This window comes from Pseudomonas sp. GW822-FHT04H02, from assembly GCF_058800645.1.
This window is the reverse complement of sequence record NZ_JBXAMM010000004.1, coordinates 596820-609776: the sequence shown is the minus strand read 5'-3', so window position 1 is coordinate 609776 and position 12957 is coordinate 596820. Positions and strand designations below refer to the sequence as shown.

Here is a 12957-nt window from a genome sequence, read left to right as displayed (position 1 = left end):
TTCTTGTTGTCGAAGCAATGGGTGAAACAGCGGTTCAGGCCTCGGGCAGCAGGCGGGTGGCGGGCCATTCGCCGGAGCGGCTCATGTCGCGCACCACCTGGGCGATCAGGTGGGCGATGGCGCTGCGCAGGTTGCTGCCGGGCAGGGCTTCGCAGACGCAGATGCCCAGGGTGCGAAAGACTTCCCGGGGCTGGATGGCGTGGGCCACCAGCCGGCCTTCGGCGACTTCGCGCAGGGCCAGGTTCAGCGGCATGATGCTGGGGCCGATGCCGGCCTCCACGGCGCTCTTGAGGATGTGCACCGAGTTGACCTCCATGGCCACTTGGGCCGGTGGCAAGTGCAGGCGTTCCAGGGCCTGGTCGACGCAGGCCCGGGTGCTGTGGCTGTGGGCGCGGCTGGGAAACACCAGCGGCCGGGCCACGGCTTCGGCCAGGGTGACGCTGCCCGGTGGCGGGGCGTGGCGGTCGTCGGCGCGGTGGATCAGGTAGAAGTCTTCTTCCAGCAGCGGGCTGAAGCTGACTTGCGGCGGCAGGCCGATGGGGGTGAACAGGGCAATGTCGACCCGGCCCCGCACCAGTTGGTCCACCAGGTTGCCGGTGAGCTCTTCATTGAGGTGCAGTTCGACCTTGGGGTAGGTGCGGGCCACGGCCTGGATCAGCGGCAGGGCCACGGTGCTGGCCACGCTCTGGGGCAGGGCGACGACGATGGAGCCGCTTAGGGCGCCGGGTTCGCTGCTGATTGCGGCGCGGGCGTCCTGCAGGTGCTTGAGCAGGCCCTGGGCGTATTCGTAGAACAGTTTGCCGGCGTCGTTGACGCGGATGCCGCTGTTGCTGCGATGAAAGAGCTGCGCGCCGAGGTCGGCTTCCAGGGCCGACATCTGCTTGCTCAGGGCCGATTGCGCCACGTGCACTTCCCGGGCAGCGCGGGACAGGCTGCCGGCATCGACCACGGCGACGAAGTATTTCAGCTGGCGAATTTCCATGCTGGCTCCTTGGCGGGCCGCTGCCTTAGTCGACGGCCGGGCCGCGGGGGAAGATCTTGCCCGGGTTCATCAGTTGCCGCGGGTCGAGGGCGACCTTGATCGCCGCCATCACGTCCACCGCGTTCTGCCCGTGCTCCAGGCTCATATAGGCCTGCTTGGTCAGGCCGACGCCGTGCTCGCCGGTGCAGGAACCCTGCAGGGCGATGGCCCGTTCCGCCAGGCGCTGGGCCACGCCGTCGGCGCGCTGCACTTCCTCGGGGTCGTCGGGGTTGAGCAGGATCACCGCATGGAAATTGCCGTCGCCGACATGGCCGAAAATCGGCGCCAGCAAGCCTTGCTGCTGCAGGTCGGCGGCGGTGGCTTCGATGCATTCGGCCAGGCGTGAGATCGGCACCACGGCGTCGGTGGTCAGGGCGCGGCAGCCGGGGCGCAGGGCCACGGCGGCGAAGTAGCCGTCGTGCCGCGCCTGCCACAGGCGGCTGCGGTCTTCCGGGTGCACGGCCCATTCGAAGTCCTGGCCGCCGTGTTCATCGGCCAGCAGGCGGATGGTTTCCACCTGTTCCTGGACCGAGGATTGCGAGCCGTGCAGCTCGAAGAACAGCGACGGCGCCTCGTTCAATCGGGTTTTGCTGTAGGCATTCAGGGCGCGCACGGTGAGGGCGTCAATCAGTTCGATACGGGCGATCGGCACCCCCAGCTGGATGGCCTGGATCACCGTTTGCACCGCTTGGTCGACGCTGGGGAAATTGCACACCGCGGCGGAAATGGCTTCGGGAATCGGGTGCAGTTTCACCGTCAGCTCGGCCACCGTGGCCAGGGTGCCGCCGGAGCCTACCAGCAGGTGGGTGAGGTCATAGCCCGAGGAGGATTTGCGCGCCCGGCCGCCGGTGTGCAGCACTCGGCCATCGGCCAGCACCGCGGTCAGGGCCAGGACGTTTTCGCGCATGGTGCCGTAGCGCACGGCGTTGGTGCCCGAGGCCCGGGTCGCCGCCATGCCGCCCAGGGAGGCGTCGGCGCCGGGGTCGATGGGGAAGAACAGGCCAGTACCGTGCAGCGCAGCGTTGAGCTGCTTGCGGGTTACCCCGGGTTGCACGGTGACGTCCATGTCGTCGACGCGGATTTCCAGAATCTGGTTCATCGCCGACACATCGATGCACACCCCGCCGTGCACCGCATGCAGCCAGCCTTCCAGGGAACTGCCGCTGCCATAGGGAATGATCGGCACCCGGTGGCGATGGCAGGCCTGCTGCACGGCGATGATTTCGTCGAGGTGATTGACGAAGGCCACCCCTTGCGGCGGCAGCGGATCGAGGGCGGAGATGTCCCGGCCATGGTGCTCGCGAACGCTGGCGGAGGTGCTGAAGCGTTGGCCCAGCATAGTGGTCAGTTCATCCACCAGGGCGACGGGCAGGGGCTGGAGTCGGGCGGTATCGGGGGCAGGGGGCAGCATCAGGCAATCTCCGGTTTGTTGTTCGCACCGCACGGAAGGTCAGGCCGGGGTGGGGAGGGAGTTGCCCATATCGTAACTGCATACGCAGAGGGTGGGTCGTGCAGATTGGAGATGGTGCTATCGCGGGGGCAGATGGCGGCAGGTCTCTGCAGGAGCTGGCTTGCCAGCGAAGGGGCCCCCGAGATCGCCTTCGCCGGCAAGCCGGCTCCTACAAGGCGGTGCAGAAGCGTTCGATGGCGTCGCAGGCGCGCTGCAGCGCTGGGTCATCCAGGGCGTAGGCAACGCGCAGGTAGGGCCCCAGGCCAAAGGCGCTGCCGTGGACCACGGCCACATCGGCTTCCTCCAGCAGGGCATGGGCCAGGTCTTCATCACTGTTCAGCAGCCGGCCGCCGGGGGAGGTGCGGCCGAGCAAGCCGGCGCAGCAGACAAACACGTAGAAGGCCCCGGCCGGCACTGCGCATTTGAGCCCGGGAATGGCGTTCAAACGCGCCACCATCCAGTCCCGTCGTCGCTGGAATACCTCTCGGCTGTGCAGGATAAAGTCTTTGGGCCCGTTCAACGCCGCCACTGCGGCCTGCTGGGAAATGGCGCAAGCCCCGGAGGTCTGCTGGCCCTGGAGTTTTTCCATGGCCGCCAGCAGCCAGCGCGGCCCGGTGGCAAAACCGATGCGCCAGCCGGTCATGGCGTAGGCCTTGGAGACGCCGTTCATGGTCAGGGTGCGCGGGGCCAGGTGCGGCTCCACCTGGGCCAGGGTGTGGAAGGCCTGGCCATCGAAGATCAGGTGTTCATAAATGTCGTCCGCCAGGATCAGCACCTGGGGATGCTTGAGCAGCACCTCGGCCAGGGCCTGCAACTCTTCGCGGCGGTACACCGCGCCGCTGGGGTTGGACGGTGAGTTGAGGATCAGCCAGCGGGTCTGCGGGGTGATGGCGGCTTGCAGGGCGGCCGGCGTCAACTTGAAGCCGCTGCCGGCCTCGCAGCGGATGATCCGCGAGGTGGCGCCGCACAGCTGGACCATCTCCGGGTAGCTGACCCAATAGGGCGCCGGCACCAGCACTTCATCGCCCTCATCGAGGGTGGCGGCCAGGGCGTTGTAGATCACCTGCTTGCCGCCGTTGCACACCAGGGTGTCCTGCCACTCCACTTCCAGGCCGTTTTCCCGGCGGAACTTGGCCGCCACCGCTTCGCGCAGGGTGCGGCTGCCGGCCACCTGGGTGTAGCGGGTGTGGCCATGCTCGATGGCCTGGATGCCGGCCTGGCGCACGTGGGGCGGGGTGTCGAAATCCGGCTCGCCGGCGCACAGCGAGATGACCCTGGCCCCCGCGGCGCGGCGTTCGGCCACCCGGTCGATGATGCGGTAGGTGGCTGAAGGCTGGGTGGCGGCCAGGCGCTGGTTGAGGCGTTGCTGGTCTGTGTTCATGCCGGTGTTCTCCAGGCCGTCAGTTGCATCAGTTCCAGGGTCGAATGGCCCTGCTCCAGGGCCTGCATCATCTGCGCTTCCTTTTGCGCTCGGGCTTCGCCCTCGGCCAGGGTGCGGGCGATATGAGCCTGGGGAATGATGATCACCCCGTCATCATCGGCCACCACCAGGTCGCCCTGGGCCACGGCGGCGCCGTTGAAGTTGAAGGGTTGGCCGACCGAGGGCGCGCTGGCCTTGACCGTGCCCTGCACTGAAACGCCTCGGGCGAACACCGGGAAGCCCCGGGCCCTGAGCGCCGCCACATCACGTACGCCGCCGTCGATCACCAGGCCCACCACGCCGGCGGCTTCGGCGGCCACGGTCAGCACTTCGCCCCAGTAACCGGCGATGAAATTGCCGGTGGCCACCACCAGCACGCTGCCCCGGGGCGCCCGCTCCATGGCCAGGTGCAAGGCCAGGTTGTCGCCGGGGGAGCACTGCAACGGGAAGGCCGGGGCGGCGATGAAGGCGCCGTCCCAGATCGGGCGAATTCGGCTGTCCACGGCGCAGGGCAGGCCGCTGGCTTCATACAGGGTCGAGCTGCCCAGGCGCTTGGCCTGGGCCTTGAGGTCGTTGAACATGCTCAGGATTTCCTCTGCAACTGGTGATAGCCCAGGGTTTCCCGGGCTTGCTTGAGTGTCTGGCCCTGGTCGAGCAGGGCGCGGATATCGGCTTCCACCGCTTCGATCCGGCGGGCGCAGGCGGCCACTTCCCGGGCGTGCTCGCGGGGCACCACCACCACACCATTGGCGTCGGCCACTACGATGTCCCGGGGGCAGACCCGGGCGCTGCCGATGGAGACCGGCTGGTTCAAGGCCTGCACTTGCACCCGGTCCTTGCCGGTGCGCATGTAGCGGCCCTTGCTGAACACCGGGTAGCCATCGCCCAGGGCCTTGCCGACATCACGGCAGACGCCGTCGATCACCGTGGCGGCGATACCCTTCCGCCCGGCGTACTGGGTCATGATGTCGCCCCACACGGTGCAGTCGCTGCGTCCGCCGTTGTCGATCACCAGCACGTCCCCGGGCGCCACGTCGTCGATAAAGTCGCCCACGGTGCCCGGTGGCACGCTGGCGCTGACGTACTGCACGGTAAAGGCCGGGCCCACCAGCGTCTGTTGGTAGTTGTCCAGGGGCATCAGGCCCAGGCATTGGCCCGGCAGGCCGAGCTTGTCCAGGGCATCGGAGACTCCGGGGGTGTCGAGGCCGGCGAACAGCGCCACCAGTTCCTGGTCCTGGCTGTTCATCGGGCCGGCTCCTGCTGGATGGCGTCGAAGTGGCTGTCGTGCATCACCTCGGCCACCGAGCGGCCGTTGCGCACGGCGGCGACCATGGCGTCCTGGCGCCGAGTGATGCGTTCCGCCAGCTCCAGCACTTGCTCGATATGCTCTGCGGCGACGAACACCGTGCCGCAGTTGTCGGCGATCACGTAGTCGTCTTCATTGACCCAGGTGCCCGCGACCTCGATGGCCACGGCGCTGGCCAGCTGTACCACCCGGTTGCGGGCGCTGATCATGGTCACGCCACGGCCGTAGACCGGGTAACCGATGGCCGCGCTACCGTCGATGTCGCGGCTGTAGCCGTCGATCACCGTGCCGCGAACCTGTTTGGCGCTCGCGGCATTGGCCAGGATGTCGCCCCAGCAGGAAATGCCCTCCAGGCCTCCGGCAATCACCAGCACCCGGTCAGTGCTGCAAATCTGCTCCACTACCGGGGTAATCAGGTGCGCCGTGGGCTGCTGGTCGGTCTTGGGCCCGAGCAGTACGGTGCTGGCGCGGCCGACGATTTTTTCGCAGTTCCACAAGGGCCGCAGGCCCAGGGTGGCGCCGGGCAGGGCGAGGAAGTCGAGGGCGTCGGAGACGGTGTTGCTGTCCAGTGCGGCAAGGCGCTGGAGAGAATTGGCACTGGGCATGGGTGGCTCCCGTGGTGAAGGAGGTGCCAGTGTCGAGGCTGGGCCTTGATAGGTATATTACGAATCGCAGAAGCCTTTCATACGTTCAACCTATGGAATTTCCATGATCAATTTCCGCCTGATTCGCCACCTCTGGCTGTTCCTCGCGGTGGCCGAAGAACAGAATTTCAGCCGCGCCGCCAAGCGCCTGGGCATGTCCCAACCGCCGCTGACCGAGCAGATCCAGGTGCTGGAGCACGCCCTCAAGGTCAAGCTGTTCGACCGCTCGCGCCGTGGCGCGCAGCTGACCCCGGTGGGGGCGGCGATCCTGCCGGCGGTGCGCAAGTTCGCCGAGCAACTGGAGCGCCTGGAGCTGGCGGTGCACGAGGCGGTGGCGGGGCAGACCGGGCTCTTGACCATCGGCGCCATCACCAGCGCCATGCTCGATGTGCTGCCGCCGCTGATCGAACAGCTCAAGGCCGATTATCCGCAGTTGACGGTGTCGGTGCGCGAGATCGACAGCGTCGAGGCGATTCCGGCGCTGGAAGCCGGCGATATCGACCTGGCCTTCGCCCGCCTGGAAGGCGACCTGGGGGCCAGCGTGCGTTCGCTGCCCTTGACCGAGGACCGCCTGGCGGTGGCTTTGCCCGCCGATCACCCGCTGGCCTCGCGTTCGCGCATCAGCCTGTCGAGCCTGGCCAACGAGCCGCTGGTAATGTTTTCCCGGCGGGTCAGCCCGGTGTATTTCGACAACCTGATCGCCACCTGCCGCGACAGCGGTTTCTCGCCCCGGGTGCTGCATGAAGTGCGTTCGGTGGCCTCGCAGATCGCCTTTGTCAGCTGTGGCCAGGGCATCGCCCTGGTGCCGGCCTCGCTGAAGACCGTGGCGCCGGACAACGTGGTGCTGCGGCCTCTGAGCCAACGGCTGAACGTGGTGACCACCGCCATGGCCTGGAATTCGACCCGGGCCAATCCCCTGGTGCAGGCGCTGGTGGCGCAGTTCCAGGGCGCCAACTGAGTGGCGGGGTTTTATAGCTTTGCCCTATGGCTGTGTTCTGCAATGGGGAATTTACAGGCAGCTTGCCGACCCCGAGACTGGCCTTCCTGTCGCCTGCGCCTGCCTGAAGCCCAAGGATTGTTTCGTGCCATCAGCCCCCGAGTTCACCCACACCCATCTGCCGCTGAACGTGGCCGGCGTGCCCCTGCAAATCGCCACCCTGCATCGCGGCGGCACCCGTGCGCCGATCCTGTTCCTCCATGGCTTTGGTTCCACCAAGGAGGATTACGCCGATATCACCCGTCACTCGGCCTTCGCCGGCCAGCCCTTTATCGCTTACGACGCGCCAGGTTGTGGGGCAAGCCAGTGTGAGGACCTATCGCGGATCTCCATCCCGTTCCTGCTGGAGACCGCGTTGCAGGTACTGGAGCATCTCGGTATCGAGCGCTTCCATCTGGTGGGGCATTCCATGGGCGGCCTGACGGCCCTGATGCTGGCGGACCGCTGCCCTGAGCGGGTGCTGAGCTTTGTCGATATCGAAGGCAACATCGCCCCTGAGGACTGCTTCCTCAGCCGGCAGATTGTCGACTACCCCGAGGCGGATGCGCAGCGTTTCCTCGACGACTTCATTGAGCGCGCGCGCCATGCCCCGGCCTATGCCAGTGCCCTGTATGCCGCGAGCCTGGGGCACAAGGTGCGGGCAGGCGCGGTTCGCGGCATCTTCGAATCCATGGTCCAGCTATCCGATCACGGCAACCTGATGCAGCGTTTTCTCGGCCTGCCGTGCCCGCGCATGTTCATGTACGGCGAGCAGAATGCCGGGCTGTCCTACCTGGCGCAGCTCCAGGCCCGGGGTGTGCAACTGGCACGGATTCCCGACTGCGGGCATTTCCCCATGTATTCCAACCCGGGCCTGATGTGGCAGCACATCGCCCGGTTCCAGGCGGCTGCCAATGGAGGTTGAGATGCCGGGTTCAGGCACTGACAAACCATTGCCCCTGGTCCTGCTGCCCGGGCTCTTGTGCGATGAACGCCTGTGGCAGCAACAGGCACGGGCCCTGGGGCCAGAGCGCGAGGTGCAGATTGCCGACCTCAGCCTGGATGCCAGCATTGCCGAGATGGCCCGCCGGACCCTGCAACAGGCGCCTGCGCAATTCGCCCTGGCGGCCTTGTCCATGGGCGGCTATGTGGCCATGGAAATGTTGCGCCAGGCCCCCGAACGGGTGCTGAAGCTGGCGCTGTTCGACACCATGGCCCGCCCTGACGACGAGGCCCGGGCGCGGATGCGTCGCGGCTTGCTGGCCCTGGCCCGTCAGGGCCGTTTCAAGGGCGTGACCCCGCACCTGCTGCCGCGGCTGATGCACCCGCGCTGCCTGGACACGCCGGTGGCGAAACTGGTGCAGGACATGGCCCTGGTCATTGGCAAAGAGGGGTTTGTGCGCCAGCAACAAGCGATCATCGACCGTGCGGACTACCGCCCGCTGCTGGCGAGCATCAAGGTGCCGACCCTGATCGTGGTGGGCGAAAACGACGCCATCACCCCTCTGGCCGAAGCGCAGTTTCTGCACCAGGGCATTGTTGGTTCACGCCTGCAAGTGCTGGCGCAATGCGGTCACCTGCCGCCCCTGGAGCATCCCCAGCGCACCACCGAACTGCTGCGCGACTGGCTGACCCCGACCGCTGGCCTGTAGGAGCTGGCTTGCCAGCGAAGGGGCCCCCGAGATCGCCTTCGCCGGCAAGCCGGCTCCTACGGGAGAGGTAGGTAGGGGCCGTCTGCATCAGAAATTCACCGAAGCACTCAACCGAGCCGTCAGCGGCGCGCCCTGGAACAGGTAGTCGTCGCCCATGTATTCCCCGGTGTCGCGCCAGTAGCGCTTGTCGAACAGGTTGTCCACGGTCAGGCGAAACACCGTGTCGTAGCCATCGATGCGGGTGCTGTAGCGGCTGCCGATGTTGAAGATGGCGTAGGCGCCGGTGGCGACGTTGCCCTGGCGGTCAGCGTATTTGCTGCCGCTGTATTGCATGCCGCCCAGCAGGGCCAGGCCGTCAAGCCAGGGCAGGGCGTAGTCGCCCTGCAGGCTGGCTCGCAGGCGCGGGACGTTGAGGGTCTGGTGCCCCTCGTAGGCCGGGGTACCGGTGCCCTCGACCCGGGAGCGGATCGCCGCGACGCTGGCGGCAATCTGCAGGCGCTGGGTGGCCCAGCCGTTGGCGGAGAGCTCCAGGCCGGTGTTCTTTTGCTGGCCCTGCTGGACGTAGGTGAAACCGCCGGAGGCATCGGGGCGCGAGTACTGGTAGGCCTGGCGCATCTGGAACAGGGCGGCGGTAAAGCTCATGCGCTGCCAGTCGTACTTGACCCCGGCTTCGATCTGCCGGGAGACGGTGGGGGCGAGGGTCTCGCCATTGTTGCTGGCGAACCAGGGGGCCTGGCCACCCAGACTCAGGCCCTTGCTGTATTGGGTGTACAGCGAAATGTTGTTGATCGGTTTGTAGATCAGCGCGGCCTGGGGCAGGAATACATAGCGTTGGGTGTGGCGATCGCGCACGCCGTCCTTGTCGAAGCTCTCTTCGTCGAGGCGTACTTCGCGCCCGCCGAGGACGGTCTGCCACTGTTCGTTGAAGCTGATGCGGTCGCTGAGGAACAGGCCGTATTGGCGGCTGTCCAGGCGTTTGTGGGTGTCGTTGAGGGCGCCGTCGTAGCGGCCGAAGTTCTCAGGCTCGTTCTGGATATTGCCCGTGCCAATCCATTGATTGATGGACTCGCGCCGGTCCACCACACGACGAAACGCACTGGTCCCCACGCTCAACTCATGGCCCAGGCCTGCGGTGTCGAAGCGGCCATTGAGCACCGCCTGCACTTCATCGTTGCGCCGGGTGTCGTCGGGGCTGCGGAAGTCGTAGATGTCGTAGTTGCCTTCGGGGCTGAAGTAGTTGCCGTTGGCATTGATGCAGCCGGTGGTACAGCCGCCCCAGGCAAACGAACTGTAGTCATCGATCACCACCTTGCTGCGCGACGCACTGAGGTTGCCCTTCCAGTCATCGTTGAAGCGGTACTCGAAATTGCCGCCGATGTTCAGCGATTCATTGGTCACCGGCTTTGACCCGCTCTGGTGCCCCAGGAGTCTTTTCGGCGAGGCGTGGTGGGGCAGGCTGGAGCCCCCCAGCAGTTGATAGCCCGGTGCCGAGCGCTGCTGCTTGTTCTGGTATTCGATGTCCAGTTGCAGCAGGGCGTCGGGGCTGATGTTCCAGTCCAGGGCCAGGGAGGCGAAGTCGCGCTGACCATTGGTGTGCTCGACGTAGGAGTGCAGGTCTTCATGGGCCAGGTTGGCACGCAGGCCGAACTGCTGTTCGCTGCCGAACCAGCCGCCGACATCGGTGGCCAGGTAGCCACTGCCGCGGTCGTCGGTGGAAACGGTCACCGAACGAATGTCCGTGGGCCGCTTGGTCACGTAGTTGATCAGCCCGCCGGGCTCGCTGACCCCGCTTTGCAGGCCGGAAAGGCCCTTGAGCAATTCCACCCGCTGCTTGTTTTCCAGGGCGACGTTCTGCTCGCCGGTGATGGTGCGGTTGTTGATCTTGTAGCTGCTGGCGGCATTCAGCGAGAAGCCGCGCACCTCGAAGTTTTCGTAGTAGCCCACCGGCGCGTAGCTCTGGCCCACCGAGGCATCGTTCTTCAGCACGTCGCTGAGCAGCCGGGCCTGCTGGTCGAGGATCATGTCTTCATTGATCACGCTGATGGAGGCCGGGGTATCCAGCAAGGGCGCTTCGCTGAAACCACCCACCGAGGCGCTGTCGGCGCGATAGCCGTAGGGCTCTTCGCCGCTGACGGTCTGGGTCGGCAACTGGGTGCCCGCGGCGTTGGCCACGGCGCTGCTGCCGGCCAGCAGCAGGCCCAGGGTCAGGCGGTTGAGGGGCAAAGCTGAGCTGCAGGTGCGCGCGGGGGCAGTCGGGTGAATCCGGCTCATGAACAATCCTAGAAGGCGACGCGGCCCCATGGCAGAAGCCGGGGGAGGTTCCTGGGAAGGCTAGGAGCGTCGACCTGCGTGTGTAGTGAGGAACAGCGGGGGAGCCCTGCGGGCATCAGGCCGGGGCCTGGCGGTTGCCGCTGGGTACTGTCGGGCAGGCGCCATCATACAAGCTGCAGCGAGGGGGTAAAGGCGGGAGAGGCAGAAGGTCGCGTGGCGGGAGTGGCCGCTTCAAGTCCTTGCGTAACACGGCGGTGGGCAATCCTGCTCGGGCTCCGGGTGGCCCATCTGCAGGTACTTGATCCGCTCCTCCATGGAATCGACCTTGCGCAGCAGCAGGCTGATGAGCTTCTCATTCATCTCGCGGGTTTCATCGACGACCAGGGACTTTTCCAGGCGGTCGACGATTTCATTGTTCATGCTGCGGTTTTCTCGTTTGGCAATGTGTTTGAGCTGGTTGTGCAGGTCGCCTGGAAGACGAACGATGAACTTTTGCAGGGAGGAGCACATAGCGGACCTCAGAGTAATGCCAAAGAGCAGCATCATAAGAATGAGGCAGGCTTGCTTGCTTCAAGAAAATTCTTAAAAGAATGAAAAAAACGACGATTTTTCATTAGGAAAGTTCTGATTCGCACCAGAACCGGCCTCTAATCCGATTAAAAAGCGGACCTGATTCAGGTCCGCTTTTCACCGGGGTCGTTCAGCCTATGACGTGGTCACCGAGCCTCAACGGCGATCCAGCCACACCGTCTGCGCATTGCAGAATTCGCGTACGCCAAAGTGCGACAGCTCGCGCCCGAAGCCGCTTTTTTTCACTCCGCCGAAGGTCACCCGGGGGTCGCTGGCGCTGTAGCCGTTGATGAACACGCCGCCGGTTTCCAGCTCGTCGGTCATCTGCCGGGCCCGTTCCAGGTCCTGGGTGAAGATCGTGGCGGTGAGGCCGAACTCGCTGTCGTTGGCCAGTTCCAGGGCGTGTTGCGCATCCCGGGCGCTGATGATGGCGGCCACCGGGCCGAACAGTTCCTGCTTGAAGGCGGTCATCTGCTCGGTGACGTTGGCCAGCACCGTGGGTTGGTAATAGTTGCCTGCGCCTTCGACCTTGTCGCCGCCCAGCAGCAGGGTGGCGCCTTCGGCCAGGGTCGCCTGGACCTGCTGGTGCAGCTCGTCACGCAGGTCGAAGCGGGCCATGGGGCCGATATAGGTGTCGCTGGCCAGTGGGTCGCCCATGACCAGGGCGCGGGTGGCTTCGACGAATTTGCGGGTGAACTCCGCGACCACCCCTTGCTCGATGATCAGGCGCTTGGCGGCGGCGCAGACCTGGCCGGTGTTCTGGTAGCGCCCGATCACCGCGGCCTTGACCGCTTCGTCGAGGTCGGCGTCGTTGAGCACGATAAAGGGGTCGGAGCCGCCCAGTTCCAGCACGCACTTCTTCAGCGCGGCGCCGGCCTGGGCGCCGATGGCGATGCCGGCGCGCACGCTGCCGGTGAGGGTCACGGCGGCGATGCGGCGGTCGGCGATGGCGCCGGATACGCCGTCCGGGGTGACGTTGAGCAGCTCGAACACCCCTTCAGGGAAACCGGCGCGCTGCATGGCGTCCAGCAGCAGGTAGGCGCTGCCCATGACATTCGGGGCGTGCTTGAGCACGTAGGTGTTGCCCGCCAGCAGCGCCGGCACCGCGCCGCGCAGCACCTGCCAGATCGGGAAGTTCCACGGCATCACCGCGAGGATCGGGCCCAGTGGCCGGTACTCGATGCGTGCCTTGTTGTTCTCTACCAGGGTCGCTTCCGGGGCCAGCATGGCCGGGCCGTGCTCGGCGTACCACAGGCACAGCTGGGCGCACTTTTCGATTTCGCCCCGGGCCTGGGGCAGGGGCTTGCCCATTTCCAGGCTGATCATGCGGGCCATGGCCTCGCTGTTGTCCCGCAGGGCCTGGGCCAGTGCGTTCAGGCGGCTGGCGCGCTCGGCGATGCTCTGGCGTTTCCACTGGGCGAAACCAGCGGCGGCACGGCTCAGCGCGGCGTCCTGCTCAGCCTCGGACTGGTAGGGGTAGGCGCCGATCTGCTCGCCAGTGGCGGGGTTGATCGACAAGGCGTGGGTGTGGCTGGAAACAAGGCTCATGGCACCGTCCTGCTCGGGTGGGAATGGCAGCAGGTTACGGTGCTGGATCTTTGCTGAAAACTGAATAATATTGAGCAAGTCGTTCACGTTTGGAGAATG

The 12957-nt window shown here is 66.0% G+C and carries 12 protein-coding genes; 3 read left to right on the top strand and 9 right to left on the bottom strand.

The window, feature by feature from the left end; genetic code table 11:
- Window positions 1-34: 34 nt before the first annotated feature.
- From AC1RMG_RS20165 to AC1RMG_RS20140, 6 genes are all read right to left on the bottom strand, one after another.
- On the bottom strand, window positions 35-982 hold the full coding sequence (locus AC1RMG_RS20165) for a LysR family transcriptional regulator (RefSeq protein WP_072444464.1): 948 nt from the start codon (window positions 980-982) through the stop codon (window positions 35-37).
- A gap of 25 nt (window positions 983-1007) precedes the next feature.
- Window positions 1008-2432, bottom strand: a complete 1425-nt coding sequence (locus AC1RMG_RS20160; RefSeq protein WP_123577670.1) for an FAD-binding oxidoreductase — start codon at window positions 2430-2432, stop codon at window positions 1008-1010.
- A gap of 208 nt (window positions 2433-2640) precedes the next feature.
- Window positions 2641-3852 (bottom strand): pyridoxal phosphate-dependent aminotransferase, encoded by a 1212-nt coding sequence (locus AC1RMG_RS20155; RefSeq protein WP_493170065.1) that lies wholly within the window; start codon window positions 3850-3852, stop codon window positions 2641-2643.
- Window positions 3849-4472, bottom strand: a complete 624-nt coding sequence (locus AC1RMG_RS20150) for an RraA family protein (protein ID WP_065363271.1) — start codon at window positions 4470-4472, stop codon at window positions 3849-3851. The genes AC1RMG_RS20155 and AC1RMG_RS20150 overlap by 4 nt, the downstream gene beginning before the upstream one ends.
- Before the next feature lie 2 nt (window positions 4473-4474).
- A complete protein-coding gene (locus AC1RMG_RS20145; RefSeq protein WP_493170062.1) occupies window positions 4475-5137 on the bottom strand; it encodes an RraA family protein in 663 nt (220 codons plus the stop codon).
- Window positions 5134-5802 carry an RraA family protein gene (locus tag AC1RMG_RS20140; protein WP_401153802.1) on the bottom strand — a complete coding sequence of 223 codons (669 nt, stop codon included), beginning with the start codon at window positions 5800-5802 and terminating at the stop codon, window positions 5134-5136. Before AC1RMG_RS20140 ends, AC1RMG_RS20145 begins: the two co-directional genes overlap by 4 nt.
- A gap of 103 nt (window positions 5803-5905) precedes the next feature.
- On the opposite strand from AC1RMG_RS20140, the gene AC1RMG_RS20135 reads away from it, so the two are divergent.
- From AC1RMG_RS20135 to AC1RMG_RS20125, 3 genes are all read left to right on the top strand, one after another.
- A complete protein-coding gene (locus AC1RMG_RS20135) occupies window positions 5906-6799 on the top strand; it encodes a LysR family transcriptional regulator (RefSeq protein WP_072452796.1) in 894 nt (297 codons plus the stop codon).
- A gap of 124 nt (window positions 6800-6923) precedes the next feature.
- Window positions 6924-7742 (top strand): alpha/beta fold hydrolase, encoded by an 819-nt coding sequence (locus AC1RMG_RS20130; protein ID WP_370059352.1) that lies wholly within the window; start codon window positions 6924-6926, stop codon window positions 7740-7742.
- 1 nt (window position 7743) lies between these two features.
- Window positions 7744-8469, top strand: a complete 726-nt coding sequence (locus AC1RMG_RS20125; protein ID WP_493170059.1) for an alpha/beta fold hydrolase — start codon at window positions 7744-7746, stop codon at window positions 8467-8469.
- 87 nt (window positions 8470-8556) lie between these two features.
- Here AC1RMG_RS20125 and AC1RMG_RS20120 read toward each other — a convergent pair whose 3' ends face one another.
- The 3 genes from AC1RMG_RS20120 to AC1RMG_RS20110 form a co-directional block, all read right to left on the bottom strand.
- Complete coding sequence (locus AC1RMG_RS20120; RefSeq protein ID WP_493170057.1) at window positions 8557-10740, bottom strand: TonB-dependent siderophore receptor; 2184 nt, start codon at window positions 10738-10740, stop codon at window positions 8557-8559.
- A 231-nt stretch (window positions 10741-10971) separates the two neighbouring features.
- Window positions 10972-11250 carry an Arc family DNA-binding protein gene (locus AC1RMG_RS20115; RefSeq protein ID WP_065363278.1) on the bottom strand — a complete coding sequence of 93 codons (279 nt, stop codon included), beginning with the start codon at window positions 11248-11250 and terminating at the stop codon, window positions 10972-10974.
- 216 nt (window positions 11251-11466) lie between these two features.
- Window positions 11467-12858, bottom strand: a complete 1392-nt coding sequence (locus AC1RMG_RS20110; protein WP_493170055.1) for an aldehyde dehydrogenase family protein — start codon at window positions 12856-12858, stop codon at window positions 11467-11469.
- Window positions 12859-12957 lie beyond the last annotated feature (99 nt).